At 70.9% G+C, this 15295-nt stretch carries 15 protein-coding genes and 1 other RNA gene; 7 read left to right on the forward strand and 9 right to left on the reverse strand.

What is annotated here, in order from left to right; translation table 11 throughout:
• Nucleotides 1-1229: 1229 nt before the first annotated feature.
• Nucleotides 1230-3113, reverse strand: coding sequence for a molecular chaperone HtpG (gene htpG / locus NK718_RS16575; protein ID WP_254744540.1), 1884 nt, complete (start codon nt 3111-3113; stop codon nt 1230-1232).
• Nucleotides 3114-3564: 451 nt separating this feature from the next.
• On the opposite strand from htpG, the gene NK718_RS16580 reads away from it, so the two are divergent.
• Nucleotides 3565-3948, forward strand: coding sequence for a DUF2794 domain-containing protein (locus NK718_RS16580; protein ID WP_254744542.1), 384 nt, complete (start codon nt 3565-3567; stop codon nt 3946-3948).
• Between the two features lie 5 nt (nt 3949-3953).
• On the opposite strand, the gene NK718_RS16585 is transcribed toward NK718_RS16580, so the two are convergent.
• Complete coding sequence (locus NK718_RS16585; protein WP_254744544.1) at nt 3954-4343, reverse strand: YkvA family protein; 390 nt, start codon at nt 4341-4343, stop codon at nt 3954-3956.
• 186 nt (nt 4344-4529) lie between these two features.
• On the opposite strand from NK718_RS16585, the gene NK718_RS16590 reads away from it, so the two are divergent.
• Nucleotides 4530-5315 (forward strand): SDR family NAD(P)-dependent oxidoreductase, encoded by a 786-nt coding sequence (locus NK718_RS16590; RefSeq protein ID WP_254744546.1) that lies wholly within the window; start codon nt 4530-4532, stop codon nt 5313-5315.
• 53 nt (nt 5316-5368) lie between these two features.
• A complete protein-coding gene (locus NK718_RS16595; protein ID WP_254744548.1) occupies nt 5369-5815 on the forward strand; it encodes a GNAT family N-acetyltransferase in 447 nt (148 codons plus the stop codon).
• Nucleotides 5816-5825: 10 nt separating this feature from the next.
• Here the strand turns inward: NK718_RS16595 and NK718_RS16600 are convergent, their stop codons facing one another.
• The 7 genes from NK718_RS16600 to NK718_RS16630 all read right to left on the reverse strand — a co-directional run bounded on the left by NK718_RS16600 (nt 5826) and on the right by NK718_RS16630 (nt 9423).
• Entirely contained in the window at nt 5826-6119 is a 294-nt protein-coding gene (locus NK718_RS16600; RefSeq protein ID WP_254744550.1) for a 4a-hydroxytetrahydrobiopterin dehydratase, read from the reverse strand.
• A 70-nt stretch (nt 6120-6189) separates the two neighbouring features.
• Nucleotides 6190-6936: a YebC/PmpR family DNA-binding transcriptional regulator gene (locus NK718_RS16605; RefSeq protein WP_254744552.1), complete on the reverse strand. Its 747-nt coding sequence runs from the start codon at nt 6934-6936 to the stop codon at nt 6190-6192.
• 129 nt (nt 6937-7065) lie between these two features.
• Entirely contained in the window at nt 7066-7887 is an 822-nt protein-coding gene (locus tag NK718_RS16610) for a TIGR00282 family metallophosphoesterase (protein ID WP_254744555.1), read from the reverse strand.
• Between the two features lie 15 nt (nt 7888-7902).
• Nucleotides 7903-8490 (reverse strand): 5-formyltetrahydrofolate cyclo-ligase, encoded by a 588-nt coding sequence (locus tag NK718_RS16615; RefSeq protein WP_254744557.1) that lies wholly within the window; start codon nt 8488-8490, stop codon nt 7903-7905.
• Between the two features lie 6 nt (nt 8491-8496).
• A non-coding RNA gene (ssrS, locus tag NK718_RS16620) (6S RNA) lies at nt 8497-8653 on the reverse strand.
• 61 nt (nt 8654-8714) lie between these two features.
• Nucleotides 8715-9083 (reverse strand): cell division protein ZapA, encoded by a 369-nt coding sequence (locus NK718_RS16625; protein ID WP_254744559.1) that lies wholly within the window; start codon nt 9081-9083, stop codon nt 8715-8717.
• Nucleotides 9084-9123: 40 nt separating this feature from the next.
• The gene (locus tag NK718_RS16630; RefSeq protein ID WP_254744561.1) at nt 9124-9423 is read right to left on the reverse strand and encodes a DUF4164 domain-containing protein; all 300 of its coding nucleotides are present in this window, start codon (nt 9421-9423) and stop codon (nt 9124-9126) included.
• Nucleotides 9424-9643: 220 nt separating this feature from the next.
• On the opposite strand from NK718_RS16630, the gene tkt reads away from it, so the two are divergent.
• The 4 genes from tkt (at nt 9644) to fba (ending at nt 15230) form a co-directional block, all read left to right on the forward strand.
• Nucleotides 9644-11629 (forward strand): transketolase, encoded by a 1986-nt coding sequence (gene tkt, locus NK718_RS16635; RefSeq protein ID WP_254744563.1) that lies wholly within the window; start codon nt 9644-9646, stop codon nt 11627-11629.
• 85 nt (nt 11630-11714) lie between these two features.
• Nucleotides 11715-12722: a type I glyceraldehyde-3-phosphate dehydrogenase gene (gene gap / locus NK718_RS16640; protein ID WP_254744565.1), complete on the forward strand. Its 1008-nt coding sequence runs from the start codon at nt 11715-11717 to the stop codon at nt 12720-12722.
• Between the two features lie 91 nt (nt 12723-12813).
• The gene (locus NK718_RS16645; protein ID WP_254744567.1) at nt 12814-14004 is read left to right on the forward strand and encodes a phosphoglycerate kinase; all 1191 of its coding nucleotides are present in this window, start codon (nt 12814-12816) and stop codon (nt 14002-14004) included.
• A gap of 140 nt (nt 14005-14144) precedes the next feature.
• Nucleotides 14145-15230 (forward strand): class II fructose-bisphosphate aldolase, encoded by a 1086-nt coding sequence (gene fba, locus NK718_RS16650; RefSeq protein ID WP_254744569.1) that lies wholly within the window; start codon nt 14145-14147, stop codon nt 15228-15230.
• The last annotated feature ends 65 nt before the right edge of the window (nt 15231-15295 follow it).

Genomic DNA, 15295 nt, shown 5'->3' on the forward strand with positions numbered 1-15295 from the left:
CGTTCCCGGAACCCCGGAGCGATAGCGCAAAGGGCGGACACCAGTCCGCCCGTTCCCGGAACCCCGGAGCGATAGCGCAAAGGGCGGACACCAGTCCGCCCGTTCCCGGAACCCCGGAGCGATAGCGGAGGGGTATCCGGGAGCCAGCGTAGGAATGTTGCCGCGAAGCGGCGCTCAACAGAAAAGGCCATCAGGACGCGCTGCGCGCGACATATTGCGCTGGGCCCCGGGCCTGCCTCCGCCAAGGCTCCGGCATCCCGGGGACGGGCGGCCCGGAGGCCCGCGCTCCCGGGCACGGCGCGAATGGGCGAACACAGTCCGCCACCCCGTTCCCGGAACCCCGAAGCGAAAGCGGGGGGCGTCCGCGCCTTCGGCGCAATTCCGCGCTTGACAATCTCAGGAATTTATGCCTATATGGCTCTCGTCCTCACCCGAGGAAGGGGCGTCTGCAGCGTGGCCGATGCGGGTGGGGGGCGGTGGCCGGTTCGAGGGAGCGTCACGCACTCCCGAGCGCCGGCGGCCCAAGCCGCTCAGGTTCGTCGCCGCCAACAGCGGGACAGTAACCCGGGCTGGGTGGTTTCTCAGCTTCAAGGACGGACTTCGTCACGCGATATGCGGGCGAGGGTCGATCGGGAGGCAAGGGCCAGCCGGCTTGCGGGACCAAACAGGGTGAGTGTCATGCCCCCTGGGACCAAGCGGAGCAAGCCTCAAACACCGCGCGCGGAACGGCGGGGGTCAACTCTCGTCGGTACTAACCTCACCCTCCGGCATCCGCCGGCGGGACGAGGCCCCCGCCGTTCCGCGCCGCCCTTCCGGGCATCGCAGAACACAAGCCAAGCCCCGCATCCGGCAGGATGGCGGGAACATTCCGCGTGGAACGGGCGGACTGGCGTCCGCCCTTTGGGCGCGTGGGATGTGGGTACTTTATGCGGGATGCGAAGCAGCCCGCCCGTTCCCGGACCGGTGCAGCGACAGCGGAACCGGAGCCGGGACCCAGCGCAACATGGCGCGCGTCAGCGCGTCCGAATGAAAAGGCCTGTAAAGCGCCGCTTCGCGGCAGCATCCATGCGCTGGCTCCCGGACATGCCTCCGCCAAGGCTCCGGCATTCCGGGAACGGGCGGACGAAGTCCGCCCGTTGGGATTTGGGGACGGGCGAACTTGTGTCCGCCCTTTGGGTTCCGGAAACGGGCGGCCTGGCGTCCGCCCTTTTAATCTCCGGAAGGCCCGGTCAGCCCAGCGCCTTGCGCAGCACGCGGTCGAGGCGGGCGGCGAAGCCGGCGGGGTCGGCGGGCGGCAGGCCGTCGGCGGCGCGGGCCTGATCGAGCAGCAGGAAGGCGGCGTCCTCCACCGCGTCGCGCTCGCCCCGCCCGAAATGCTCGGCGAGGCTCGCCACCAAAGCGTGGCCGGGGTTGATCTCCAGCACCGGCTTCGACGCCTCCTTCAGCCGGCCATGCGCAGCGAGGATGCGCTCCAGGCCGCGGTCCGGCCCCGCCTCGGCGGCGACGAGGCAGGCCGGGCTCTCGGCCAACCGGGTCGACGGGCGCACGTCGGCGACCGCGTCGCCGAGCTTCTCCTTCATGAAGGCGAGCACGGTGGCGACCGGCGCGCTCGGCTCGGCGGCCGGCGCGGCGGCGCCCTCGGCCAGCGGCACGGCGTCGAGGTCGGCCGCGCCCTGCGTGACGGAGCGGAACGGCTTGCCTTCGTAGCCGACGGCGGTCTGCACCCAGAAGGCGTCGACCGGGTCGGACAGCAGCAGCACCTCGACGCCGCGCGCCCTGAAGCCCTCCAGATGCGGGCTCGCCTTGAGCCGCGCCGCGTCGTCGCCGACGAGGTACCAGATCGCCGTCTGGTTGGGCCGCAGGTCGGTGACGTACTGGGCCAGCGAGCGCCCGCCCTCCGGATGGGCGGAGGTGGCGAAGCGGGCCAGCTTGAACAGGCCGTCGCGCCGCTCGTAGTCCTCGTAGAGCCCCTCCTTGATAACCGCGCCGAACGCCTCCCACACCTTGGCGTAGCGCTCGGGCTCCTTGTCGGCCAGCTTCTCCAGCTCGGACATCACCCGGTTGGCGACGCCCTTGCGGATCGCGCCCAGGATGGGGCTTTCCTGGATCGTCTCGCGGGACAGGTTGAGCGGCAGGTCGGCGCTGTCGACGACGCCCGAGACGAAGCGCATCCAGCCCGGCAGCAGGTCGATGTCGTCGGCGATGAATATGCGCCGCACATAGAGCTTCATGCGGCCCTTGCGCAGCGGGTCGAACAGGGCGAGCGGCGGCGTGGAGGGCACGAAGGCGAGCACGGAATATTCGTGCCGCCCCTCGGCACGCCAGTGCATGGTCAGCGCCGGCGCGTCGAACTGGCCGCTCACCGACTGGTAGAAATTGGCGTAGTCCTCCTCGGACACCTCGCTCTTCGGCTTGGCCCAGATGGCGGCTCCGTCGGCGATCCGGCGGGGCGCTTCGCCCGGCTTCTCGACAAGGTCGATCGGCACCGGCACGGCGCTGCCGTGCTCGCGCACGATACGCTCGACCGCCGCGCCGCCGGCGAACTCCTGGCTCTGCTCGTTGAGGTGCAGCACCACTCGCGTGCCGCGCGCCGGGGCGTCGTCGCCGGCCGGCTCGATCGTGTAGCTGCCCTGGCCGTCCGACGACCAGCGCCAGGCGGCGCTCTCGCCGGCCTTGCGGGTGACCACGTCGACGCGGTCGGCGACCATGAAGGCGGAATAGAAGCCGACGCCGAACTGGCCGATGAGCCGCGATCCGTCGCCCTGCTCGCCGAGCTGATCGAGGAAGGCGCGGGTGCCCGAGCGGGCGATGGTGCCCAGCGCGTCCGCGAGGTCGTCGCGGTTCATGCCGATGCCGTTGTCGGCGACGGTCAGCGTCTTCGCGTCGGGGTCGGCGGCGATGGTGATGCGCAGGTCCGGGTCGTTGCCGAGCAGCGCGTGGTCCTGCAGGGCGAGGGTGCGCAGCTTCTCGCAGGCGTCGGCCGCGTTGGCCACCAGCTCGCGCAGGAAGATGTCGCGCTCGGAGTAGACGGAATGCACCATCAGGTGCAGCAGGCGGGAGACGTCCGCCTCGAACGGGCGGCTCTCCGCCCGCGTCTGGTCAGTGGTCGCCACGGTGTGCCTCTTCTGCTCGGCGTGCTGATTTTCGTGGGTCTGGCCGCGTGGGCTCTCGCGGGGCGAACCTCGTCGCCCCCGCGCCGATATCGCGGCGGAGCGAGCGAAATTCAAGTCTCGGGAGAGGGCCCAAAAAAAGGCCGGCGAGACGCCGGCCGAAGAGAGTTCACACTGGACAGGGTCCTGAATGAAGTCGGACCCGGTCCCCGTCCGGAGCTGGGGGGCTGTTCAAGCCGGAGCGGACACCGGGCCCTTGGGCAACGGTAAGAGGATCGCGCTCCATCGGGGCGTCCGATTGACGGCGGCAAGGCCGAATAATGGCGGAGCATCACACCGGCGTGAGAGGCCCGCGAGGCCCGTTTCAAACGCCCCGGCGGGGCCGTTTGCCGGGTTCCCCGGCCGGGCGAAGCGTGTCAAACTGTCCCGAAAGTGTGACAGGCAGCGAGGCGCGATGAGCGATATCGACGCATCGGAGCCGCTGGCGGGGTCCAGGATTCGCGAGACGGCCGTTTCGGCCGGTCTCGCGCAGACCCCCGCCCAGGTGGCGTTCGACAGGCACGAACTGCGCGAACTCTTCGATCTCTACGGGCGCATGGTGGCGGAGGGCGAGTGGCGCGACTACGCGCTCGACTTCCTGAAGGACAAGGCGGTGTTCTCGGTGTTCCGCCGCTCCAACGAGTATCCGCTGTACCGGATCGAAAAGACCCCCCGCCTCGCTCGCCGCCAGGGGGCCTACGCCGTCATCGCCGCCAGCGGCCTCATCCTCAAGCGGGGCCACGATCTGGCCCGCGTGCTGCGCGTCCTCGACAAGCCGCTCCGGCTGGTGGTGGACTGACGCTCTCAGGCGTCGGCGTCCAGCGTCTCCTTGGCCCGCTCGCGGTGCTCGGGCTTGATCGCGCCCGCCACGGTGGCGATGGCGGTGGCGATGACCGCCGCGTCGTCGGTGAAGCCGATCAGCGGCAGCAGGTCCGGCAGCACGTCGAAGGGCATGACGAAATAGGCCAGGGCGGCGAGAATCGTCAGCTTCACCCGCCGTTCCGTGGCCGGGTCGAGGGCGCAGTAATAGGCGGCCAGGACGTCCTCGGCAAAGGGCAGCTTGCGTCCCACGCGGCGCAGCAGCGCCCGCACGTCGTCGAACAGCCGCTTCTCGTCGCGCATGGAGCGGCGAATCTCCTCGACCTCCTCCGGCGTCAGGCGACGCACGATCGGGTCCTCGGGCGATGCGGTCATCAGGTCACTCCCGGCTCGTCGCGGCGTGCTCCCCGTCCTTCAAGCTTGACGGGGCGAGGGCGGTTCCCCCGGGCGCCACGAGCCGGGCGCGCCGGGGCCGGGACGAGCGTCCGTCCAACGACGCACTAGGCGCGACGCGGCCGGCTTGCTTAAATCCCGTCGCATCAAGATGGGGAGGAACACGCCATGCAGCTAGGTCCCGGCGTCGCGGCGGTGGTGACGGGCGCGGCCTCAGGCCTCGGCGAGGCCACGGCGCGCCTGCTCGCCGCCAAAGGCTGCAAGGTCGCGGCGCTCGACAGGGACGAGACGCGCGGCCCGGCCGTGGCGCGGGAGATCGGCGGCCTGTTCGTGAAAACCGACGTCACCGACGAGGCGTCAGTCGACGCGGCGCTCGCGGCGGCCCGCGCCGCCCACGGCGTGGAGCGCGTGCTGGTCAACTGCGCCGGGGTGGCGCCTGCCATGCGCACCGTCTCCCGCAAGCGCGACACTGGCGAACTGGTGGCCCACGACATGGCCGCCTTCGAGCGCGTGCTGGCCATCAACCTCGTCGGCACCTACCGCATGGTGGCCCGGTGCGCCGCCGCGATGGCGGGGCTCGACCCGGTGACGCCCGACGGCGGGCGCGGCGTCATCGTCTGCACCGCCTCGGTGGCGGCGGAGGACGGGCAGATCGGGCAGGCCGCCTACGCCGCCTCCAAGGCCGGCGTGGCGGGGCTCGCCCTGCCGGTGGCGCGCGACCTCGCGAGCTACGGCATCCGCGTCGTCAGCATCATGCCGGGCCTGTTCGAGACGCCGATGCTGGCCGGCGTCAACGAGGAGTTCCGCCGCAACCTGGAGGCCGGAGTGCCCTTTCCCTCGCGCCTCGGCCGGCCGGACGAATACGCGAGGCTCGTCGCCGCCATCGTCGACAACGACATGCTGAACGGCGCGACGATCCGCCTCGACGGCGCGCTGCGGATGCAGCCGAAATAGGCCGCGCCGTCCCTGACCGTCGAAACATCGCCCGACCCACCGAGGAGCCGGCCATGTCCGTCGCCATACGCCCGATCGAAGCCGCCGACCGGGAGGCGTGGGAGCGCCTCTACGCCGGCTACGCGGCCTTCTACAGGGTGGAGCAGACGCCCGAGATGCGCGCCCGGGTCTGGTCGTGGATCGCCGACCCGGCGCACGAGGTGGAGGGCGTCGTCGCGGTGGACGCCTCCGGCGCGCCGGTGGGGCTGGCGCATTTCCGCCGCTTCGCCCGGCCGCTCAGCGCCAGCACGGGCGGCTTTCTCGACGACCTGTTCGTCGACCCCGCCGCGCGCGGCCTCGGCGCCGCCGACACGCTGCTCGCCTGGCTGCGCGACGAGGGCCGGCGGCGCGGCTGGTCGGTGATCCGGTGGATCACCGCCGAGGACAACTACCGCGCCAGGGCGGTCTACGACCGGCTGGCCGCGCGCACCCCATGGGTGACCTACGACATCAAGCTGTAGCGGCGCGCCGCTACTGGCCCGCGATGCGGTCCATGGCGCGGGCGAGGTCGAGGTCGCGCCGCGTGACGCCGTTGGCGTCGTGGCTGGTCAGCGTCACGTCGACGGTGCGGTAGACGTTGCTCCACTCGGGGTGGTGGTCCATAGCCTCGGCCACGAGCGCGACGCGGGCCATGAAGCCGAACGCCTCGCTGAAGTCGGCGAACACGAAACGCCGGGTGATGGCGTCGCGCGCCTCGTCCATCGTCCAGCCGGGAAGGCGCGTCAGCGCCTCGCGGATCTCGTCGCGGGTCATCGGCTCGGCCATGGCGCGTCCTCCCGCGCCCATTGTGGCGCGCCGCGGGCCCGCGTAAAGCCCGCGCGCCCCGGACCGGCGATCAGCCGGCCATCTTGGCCATCAGCGCGTCGGAGAAGGAGGCGTTGGAGTAGACGTTCTGGACGTCGTCGTTGTCGTCGAGCGAGTCCATCAGGCGCAGCAGCTTCTCGCCGGCCTCGTCGTCGACGCCGATCGTGTTCTGCGGGCGCCACACCAGGGCGGCCTTGCGGGGCTCGCCGAACTTCGCCTCGAGCGCCTTCTGAACGTCGCGCAGCGTCTCCAGCGAGGTGACGATCTCGTGCCCGTCCTCGGAGCTGGAGACGTCGTCGGCGCCGGCCTCGATGGCCGCCTCCATCATGGCGTCCTCGCTGGCCACGCCGGCGTCGAACTCGATGACGCCGACGCGGTCGAACATGAACGACACCGCGCCCGTCTCGGCCAGCGAGCCGCCCGCCTTGGTGAAATAGGAGCGCACTTCGCCGGCGGTGCGGTTGCGGTTGTCGCTCAGCGCCTCGACGATGACGGCCACGCCGCCCGGGGCGTAGCCCTCGTAGCGGATCTCCTCGTAGTTCTCGGCGTCGCCGCCGAGCGCCTTCTTGATCGCGCGGTCGATATTGTCCTTGGGCATGTTCTCGGCGCGGGCGGCCTGGATGGCGGCGCGCAGGCGCGGGTTCATGTTGGCATCGGGAAGGCCGAGCTTGGCGGCGACGGTGATTTCGCGCGCGAGCTTGGAGAAGAGCTTCGACCGCATGGCGTCCTGACGGCCCTTGCGGTGCATGATGTTCTTGAACTGTGAATGGCCGGCCATGTGCATCCCCGGATCGGCAGCCGGCGCGGGCAGGGCGCTGGCTGCGCGCCGCCACGGCTCCGGCGAAAGGAAATCGCCGGGGCTTATACGTCGGGGCGCGGCGGAAATAAAGGAAGGTGGCGAGGGAGCTCAGGCCCAGAAGGGCGGCGCCGCTTCCGCCAGGAGCGGGCCGAGCCGGACCGGGGCGACGGCGAGGGCGAGCCCGGTACGGTCGTCGACCTCCACGGCGACGCCGCTCAGCGTGCCCTCGCCGGAGGCGGACTCCATGCGGGGGCCCGGCGTCTTCTGCAGGAAGCGGCGGACCGGCTCCTCCTTGGCCATGCCGAGCACCGAGTCGTAGTCGCCGCACATGCCGGCGTCGGTCATGTAGGCGGTGCCGCCGGGCAGGATCTGCCAGTCGGCGGTGGGAACGTGGGTATGGGTGCCGACGACGAGGCTGGCGCGGCCGTCGACGAAGTGCCCCATCGCCTGCTTCTCGCTGGTCGCCTCGGCGTGAACGTCGATCAGCACGGCGTCGCAGGCCGTCCCGAGGGGGCAGTCCTGCAAGGCGCGCTCGACCGAGGCGAAGGGATCGTCCAGCGCGTCCATGTAGATGCGGCCCATGACGTTGAGCACGAGCACGCGCGCCCCGTTGCGGGCCTCGACAATGGCGGCGCCGCGTCCCGGCGTGCCGGCCGGGTAGTTGGCGGGGCGGATCAGGCGCGGCTGCCGCTCGATGAACACCAGCGCCTCGCGCTGGTCGAAGGAGTGGTTGCCGAGCGTCACGACATCTGCGCCGGCCTCGATCAGCTCGTCGCAGATCGCCTCGGTGATGCCGAAGCCGCCGGCGGCGTTCTCGCCGTTGATGACGACGCAGTCGAGCTTCCACGCCTCGCGCAGGCCGGGAAGACGGCGGACGACGGCGTTGCGGCCGGGGCGGCCCACCACGTCGCCAAGAAAGAGAAGTCGCATGAGGAAACCCTGGATCTACGCCCCGCCCGGGGCGATGGTCTCGCATTCCGTGACGATCCAGTCCAGCGCGCGGTCGTGCGCCTCGTCCGGCACGGACGGGACTTCCTGGGTCGAGAACGCGACGCCGACGGTCAGCAGCGGCGCGCCGTCGGCGGCCGCCGCGATGGCGCGGTCGTACAGGCCCGCGCCGTAGCCGATGCGGTGGCCTCGCCGGTCGAAGGCGGCGAGGGGAACCAGCATCACGGCCGGCCTGACGACCGGCGCATGGGGCGGCGGCTCGCTGAGGCCGAAGCCGGCGGAAACCAGCGGGTCGTCGAAGGCGAACTTGCGGAACGAGAGGCTGGGACGCTCGACGCGCGGCAGGGCGAGCGTCGCGCCGCGCGCCGCCAGCAGCCGCATCAGCGGGCGGGGGTCGAGCTCGCTGCGGATGGGCCAGAAGCCGGAGACCGGGCCGGGACCGAGGGGCAACCGGGCGGCGCGCTCGGCGACCGCGTGGGAATAACGCTCCCGCGTCTCGGCGGGCAGCGCGTCGCGCCGGGCCAGCGCGGCGGCGCGCAGGGCGGCCTTGTCGATGTCCCGCAGGGGAGAAGGCGGCATGGTCATGAAGAGCGCGGAGCCACGATGGCCGTGGGACGATCGATCCCGGGAAACCTACAACGTAGGTGGGCGCCGTTTGTCCAAGTCCACGGACGAGGGCAGGAACAGCTCCCGTTAGGATCGATAAGGCCCCGGGGATTCATTGTCCTCACGCACCCCGCAGCCCCGCCCCACCAAGATAGGGCCTCGGGCCGCCGATTGCCAGCCCGGACGCGCAACGCCGCCACGCGTCAGCCATGCGGCGCGGGGGCGAGCTGGCGGGCGACGCTCTCGATGCGGTCGGCGGCCTCGTGGATGGCGCGGGCCATCTCGCCTTGCGCCTCGCCGAGCGAGTCGGCCATGCGGCCGGTGCGGGCGCGTAGCTCGGAGAGCTCGGCCTCCAGCCTGGCCAGACGGCCCTTCAGCTCCTGGCGCTCGTCGACGAAGGTGATCGCCGCCATCACGGTCAGGCGGTTGTCGCCGATCTCGCCGAAGGCCTTGCGCATGTCCTCGATCTTGGCGTCGACGTCGGCGGCCAGGTTGCGCAGATGCTCCTCCTGCCCGTCGTCGCAGGCGATGCGATAGACCTTGGCGGCGATGGTGACGGTGACCTGGCCCACTCTCGGCTCCCTGCTGTCGTCGCGTTGGGGCGGCGCCCGTTCAGTCCTCGCTGGCGCTCTCGACGACGGCGCGCACCGAGCCGATCGCCCGGTCGATGCGCTCGGCCAGCTCGCCGGCCGTGTCCTCCAGCCGATTGGCGCGCGCCAGCGCGCCGTCCAGCTCGACGGCGAGCCGCGCTCGGTCGTCCTGCATCAGCGCCAGTTCCGTCTCCAGCGTGCCCTTCGAGCGATCCGCCTCAAGCCGCCGCGCGACGGCGGCCTCCAGCACGCTGAGGGAGGCGGACAGCCGCGCGAGCGCCTCGTCGACGGCCGTTGGCGGGGAAGTATCGGTCAGGGGCATCGGGCTCCGCTCTTGGCCAGGGACGACGGGAGAATCAGCGCGCCGCCAGACGGTTCCGGCCGAATCCTAGAGCCCCGTTCGTCCGAGCGTCAACGCGCCGACCGTGCCGACCGGGCGGTTCTCCCGCCGCGATTTCAGCCGCGCTCCAGCTCCCGGTCGCATTGACTCGCGGGGGCGAGGTGCTATCAGGAGCCCGCCCCCGCAAGCCTGGACCCCGCCCATGACTTCCCGCGCACAGCATTCCGCCCTCGCCAACGCCATTCGCAGCCTGGCGATGGACGGCGTCGAAAAGGCCAAGTCGGGACATCCCGGGCTGCCCATGGGCGCCGCGGACGTGGCCACGGTGCTGTTCACGCGCTTCCTGAAGTTCGATCCCGCCGCGCCCAACTGGCCGGACCGCGACCGCTTCGTGCTGTCGGCCGGCCACGGCTCCATGCTGCTCTACGCGCTGCTCTACCTCACCGGCGTCGAGGGCGTGACGCTGGACGAGCTGAAGCGGTTCCGCCAGCTCGGTTCGGCCACCCCCGGCCATCCGGAGTACGGCCATACTCCGGGAGTCGAGACGACCACCGGCCCGCTCGGCCAGGGCATCGCGACCGCCGTCGGCATGGCGCTCGGCGAGCGCCTGATGGCGGCCGAGTTCGGCGGCGATCTCGTCGATCATCACACCTACGTGCTGGCCTCGGACGGCGACCTGATGGAAGGCGTCTCGCAGGAGGCCATCGCGCTCGCCGGGCACCTGCGGCTGTCCCGCCTGATCGTGCTGTTCGACGACAATGGCATCTCCATCGACGGCCCGCTGTCGCTGTCGGACTCGGTCGACCAGGTGAAGCGCTTCGAGGCCGCCGGCTGGCGCGCCGAACGCGTCGACGGGCACGACCCGGACGCCATCGCCGCCGCCATCGAGCGCGCCCGGGCGTCCGACCGTCCGTCGATGATCGCCTGCAAGACGATTATCGGCTACGGCGCGCCCAAGCGCGCCGGCACCTCCAAGGCGCACGGCGAGGCGCTCGGCGCCGAGGAACTGGCGGGGGCCAAGGCGGCGCTCGGCCTTCCGGCGGAGCCCTTCGCGCTGCCCGAGGGCGTGCTCGAGGCGTGGCGGCAGGCCGCGACCCGCTCGCGCGGCGAGCGCGAGGGCTGGGCGAAGCGGCTGGGGGCGATGGACGCCGGGGCGCGGGCCGAGTTCGAGCGTCGTGTCGCCGGCCGGCCCCCGGCCGGGCTGGACGAGGCGATCGACGCGCTGAAGGCGCGGCTTGCCGCGGAGCCCCAGACGATCGCCACCCGCAAGGCCTCCGAAGTGGCGCTGGAGACGATCACCGTGGCGATGCCGGAGCTGGTGCTGGGCTCGGCGGACCTGACGCCGTCCAACAACACCAAGACCAAGAACCTCGCCGTGGTGGGGCCGGGCGAGTTCGCCGGGCGCTACATCCACTACGGCATCCGCGAGCACGGCATGGCAGCCGCCATGAACGGCCTCGCCCTGCACGGCGGCGTCGTGCCGGCCGGCGCGACCTTCATGGTGTTCACCGACTACTGCCGCCCGGCCATCCGCCTCGCGGCGCTGATGGGCGTGCGCGTCGTCTACGTGATGACCCACGATTCCATCGGCCTCGGCGAGGACGGCCCCACCCACCAGCCGGTGGAGCACCTGGCGGCGTTGCGCGCCATTCCCAACCTCAACGTGTTCCGCCCGGCCGATCCGGTCGAGACGGCGGAGTGCTGGCAGCTGGCGCTCGCCGCCGAGCGCACGCCGGGCCTGTTGGCGCTGACGCGCCAGAACCTGGTTCCGGTGCGCACCTCCCACAGCAAGGCCAATCTCTGCGCCCAGGGCGCCTACGAGCTGGCCCCGGCCGAGGGCGGCAAGGCCAAAGTGAGCCTGTTCGCCTCGGGCTCCGAGGTGGAGATCGCCATGGCGGCGCGCCAGATCCTCGCCTCGCGCGGCGTCGCCGCGCGCGTGGTCTCCGTGCCGTGCATGGAACTCTTCGCCGCTCAGCCCGCTTCCGTCCGGGCGGCCGTGATCGGCGACGCGCCCGTCAAGGTCGCGGTCGAGGCCGGCATCCGCATGGGATGGGACTGGATCGTCGGCGCGGACGGAGGGTTCGTCGGCATGTCCGGCTTCGGCGCAAGCGCTCCCTACAAGGAGCTCTACGCGCATTTCGGCATTACGGCCGAGGCGGTGGCGGAGCAGGCGACGAGCCGGCTCTGAACCGCTGCGGCGGCGTTTCGAGCGCAGCCCGGGCCAGTCGCCTGCCGGCTGCGGTGTGTGTCACCAGCTTGCGAGGGAGTGAACCATGGCTGTCCGCGTCGCGATCAACGGTTTTGGCCGCATCGGCCGGAACGTCCTGAGGGCCATCGTCGAATCCGGCCGCACCGACATCGAGGTCGTGGCCGTCAACGATCTCGGCCCCGTGGAGACCAACGCGCACCTGCTGCGCTACGACAGCGTGCACGGCCGCTTCCCCCATCAGGTCACGGTCGAGGGCGACACCATCAATGTCGGCCGCGGCCCGATCAAGGTGACCGCGGTGCGCGACCCCGCCCAGCTTCCCCACAAGGATCTCGGCGTCGACATCGCGCTCGAATGCACCGGCATCTTCACCTCGCGCGACAAGGCGGCGGCGCACCTGACGGCCGGCGCCAAGCGCGTCGTCGTCTCGGCCCCGGCCGACGGCGCGGACCTGACCGTGGTGTTCGGCGTCAACCACGACAAGCTGACGAAGGACCACCTCGTCATCTCGAACGCCTCCTGCACCACCAACTGCCTGGCCCCGGTGGCCAAGGTGCTGCACGAGGCCGTCGGCATCGAGCGCGGCATGATGACGACGATCCACTCCTACACGGGCGACCAGCCGACGCTGGACACCATGCACAAGGACCTTTACCGCGCCCGCGCGGCGGCCCTTTCGATGATCCCGACCTCGACCGGCGCCGCCAAGGCCGTCGGGCTCGTCCTGCCCGAGCTGAACGGCAAGCTCGACGGCTTCGCGATGCGCGTGCCGACCCCGAACGTCTCGGTCGTCGACCTCAAGTTCATCGCCCGCAAGGCGACCTCGAAGGAAGAGATCAACGACGCCATCAAGGCCGCGGCCAATGGCCCGCTCAAGGGCGTGCTCGGCTACACGACCGACAAGAACGTCTCGGTCGACTTCAACCACGACCCGCACTCGTCGATCTTCCACATGGACCAGACCAAGGTGATGGAGGGCACGCTGGTGTCGGTCCTCTCCTGGTACGACAACGAGTGGGGCTTCTCGAACCGCATGTCCGACACGGCGGTGGCGCTGGGCAAGCTGATCTGATCAGCGCCCGCGTTCCCCGCGAGTTCGCGCCCCCGCCCCGCCCGACGCGGCGGGGGCGTTTTGCTGTCACGCCAAGCGATCAGAGGGGCCCATGACCGCCTTCCGCACTCTCGACTCCGTCGACGTCGCCAACAAGCGCGTCCTGCTCCGCGTCGACCTCAACGTGCCGATGGACAACGGCGTCGTCACCGATGCCACGCGCATCGACCGCGTGCTGCCGACCATCCGCGAGATCGCCGACAAGGGCGGCAAGGTGATCCTGCTCGCCCATTTCGGCCGGCCGAAGGGCCGCTCCGAGAAAGACTCGCTGGCTCCCGTGGCCAAAGAGGTGGCGCGGCATCTCGGCCGGCCCGTGGGCTTCGCGGAGGATTGCGTCGGCCCGGCCGCGAATGCGGCGGTCGACGCGATGAAGCCGGGCGACATCGTGCTCCTGGAGAACACCCGCTTCCATCCGGAGGAGGAGAAGAACGACCCGGCTTTCGTGAAGGCACTGGCCGAAAACGGCGACATCTGGGTGAGCGACGCGTTCTCCGCCGCGCACCGCGCCCACGCGTCCACGGAGGGGCTGGGCCACGTGCTGCCGGCCTATGCCGGACGCACCATGCAGGCGGAGGTCGAGGCGCTGTCGAAGGCGCTCGAGGCCCCGCGCCGCCCGGTGCTCGCCGTGGTGGGCGGCGCCAAGGTGTCGTCGAAGCTGGACCTGCTCGGCAACCTGGTGAAGAAGGTCGACGTCCTCGTCATCGGCGGCGGCATGGCCAACACCTTCCTCGCCGCGCAGGGCAAGGCGGTCGGCAAGTCGCTGTGCGAGAAGGACCTGCTCGACACAGCGCGCGCCATTCTCGACGCCGCCAAGGCCGCCGGCTGCGAGATCGTGCTGCCCGTGGACGCCACCGTCGCCTCCGAGTTCAAGGCCCACGCGCCGAGCAAGGTCGTGTCGGTCGACGGCGTGGGGCCGGACGACATGATCCTCGACATCGGCCCGGCCTCGATCGCCGCCGTGAACGCCCGGCTGGCCAAGGCCCGGACGCTGGTCTGGAACGGCCCGTTCGGCGCGTTCGAGCTGGAGCCGTTCGACGCGGGCACCACGGCGGTGGCCCGCGAGGCGGCGCGGCTGACGCGGGCGGGCGAACTGCTCTCCGTGGCGGGCGGCGGCGACACGGTGTCGGCGCTCAACCACGCCGGCGTCGGCGAGGCGTTCTCCTACGTGTCGACGGCGGGCGGGGCGTTCCTCGAGTGGCTGGAAGGCAAGGACCTGCCGGGCGTCCGCGTCCTGCGCGCCTGACGCGGGCCGGCACGGCGCGAAAGTCCCCTGTCTGAAAGTCTGAACCGTTGCCGGGCTTCAGCTGTTTCGGATGCATCCGGAACATCTTATAGACACGAACGACCGTCACACCTGCGCGCAAGAACATTCAGGAGAGAGCGATGTCGCGGATCACGCTGAGGCAGTTGCTGGACCACGCCGCCGAGCACGGCTACGGCGTCCCTGCCTTCAACATCAACAACATGGAGCAGGCGCTGGCGATCATGGCCGCGGCCGACGCGGTCGACGCCCCGGTCATCATCCAGGCCTCGCGCGGGGCGCGCCAGTACGCCAACGACATCATGCTCAAGCACATGATGGACGCGGTGACGGAGATCTATCCGCACATTCCCGTCTGCGTGCATCTCGACCACGGCAACAACGCCGCCACCTGCATGACCGCGATCCAGGCGGGCTTCACCTCCGTGATGATGGACGGCTCCCTCAAGGAGGACGGCAAGACGCCGGGCGACTGGGAGTACAATGTCGGCGTCACCCGCCAAGTGGTCCAGATATCCCATCTCGGCGGCATCTCGGTGGAAGGCGAACTGGGCGTGCTCGGCTCGCTCGAGACCGGCATGGGCGACAAGGAGGACGGCCACGGGGCCGAGGGCAAGCTGAGCCACGACCAGCTGCTCACCAACCCGGACGAGGCGGTCGAGTTCGTGCGCGCCACCAAGGTCGACGCGCTGGCCATCGCCATGGGCACCTCGCACGGCGCGTACAAGTTCTCGCGCAAGCCCGACGGCGCCATCCTCGCCATGCACGTGATCGAGGAGATCCACCGCAAGCTGCCGAACATGCACCTGGTGATGCACGGTTCGTCCTCGGTGCCGCAGGACCTCCAGGACATCATCAACCAGTACGGCGGCAAAATGCCCCAGACCTGGGGCGTGCCGGTGGAGGAGATCCAGCGCGGCATCAAGCACGGCGTCCGCAAGATCAACATCGACACCGACAACCGCATGGCGATGACGGGCCAGATCCGCAAGGTACTGACCGAGCAGCCGGGCGAGTTCGACCCGCGCAAGTACCTCAAGCCCGCCATGGAAGCGATGACCAAGCTGTGCAAGCAGCGGCTCGAGGAGTTCTGGACGGCCGGCAAGGCGTCGAAGATCGGCCGCATCCTGCCGCCGGCCGAGATGGCCAAGCGCTACGCCTCCGGCGCGCTCGACCCGCAGTTTGGCGCCGCGAAGGCCGCCGAGTAGACTGCACAGGCCGCGCCGGGGCTCCGGCCCCGCAGCCTTCGCGCCCTCGCCGGAAACGGCGGGGG

The organism is Alsobacter ponti (assembly GCF_024294805.1).
Classification (GTDB): Bacteria; Pseudomonadota; Alphaproteobacteria; order Rhizobiales; family Beijerinckiaceae; genus Alsobacter; species Alsobacter ponti.

Excerpts from the sequence above, each read along its gene's own strand:
- NK718_RS16580 (WP_254744542.1), top strand. The coding sequence starts at position 3,565 with ATGAGCGATATCGACGCATCGGAGCCGCTGGCGGGGTCCAGGATTCGC.
- NK718_RS16585 (WP_254744544.1), bottom strand. The coding sequence starts at position 4,343 with ATGACCGCATCGCCCGAGGACCCGATCGTGCGTCGCCTGACGCCGGAG.
- NK718_RS16590 (WP_254744546.1), top strand. The coding sequence starts at position 4,530 with ATGCAGCTAGGTCCCGGCGTCGCGGCGGTGGTGACGGGCGCGGCCTCA.
- NK718_RS16595 (WP_254744548.1), top strand. The coding sequence starts at position 5,369 with ATGTCCGTCGCCATACGCCCGATCGAAGCCGCCGACCGGGAGGCGTGG.
- NK718_RS16600 (WP_254744550.1), bottom strand. The coding sequence starts at position 6,119 with ATGGCCGAGCCGATGACCCGCGACGAGATCCGCGAGGCGCTGACGCGC.
- NK718_RS16605 (WP_254744552.1), bottom strand. The coding sequence starts at position 6,936 with ATGGCCGGCCATTCACAGTTCAAGAACATCATGCACCGCAAGGGCCGT.
- NK718_RS16610 (WP_254744555.1), bottom strand. The coding sequence starts at position 7,887 with ATGCGACTTCTCTTTCTTGGCGACGTGGTGGGCCGCCCCGGCCGCAAC.
- NK718_RS16615 (WP_254744557.1), bottom strand. The coding sequence starts at position 8,490 with ATGACCATGCCGCCTTCTCCCCTGCGGGACATCGACAAGGCCGCCCTG.
- NK718_RS16630 (WP_254744561.1), bottom strand. The coding sequence starts at position 9,423 with ATGCCCCTGACCGATACTTCCCCGCCAACGGCCGTCGACGAGGCGCTC.
- tkt (WP_254744563.1), top strand. The coding sequence starts at position 9,644 with ATGACTTCCCGCGCACAGCATTCCGCCCTCGCCAACGCCATTCGCAGC.
- gap (WP_254744565.1), top strand. The coding sequence starts at position 11,715 with ATGGCTGTCCGCGTCGCGATCAACGGTTTTGGCCGCATCGGCCGGAAC.
- NK718_RS16645 (WP_254744567.1), top strand. The coding sequence starts at position 12,814 with ATGACCGCCTTCCGCACTCTCGACTCCGTCGACGTCGCCAACAAGCGC.
- fba (WP_254744569.1), top strand. The coding sequence starts at position 14,145 with ATGTCGCGGATCACGCTGAGGCAGTTGCTGGACCACGCCGCCGAGCAC.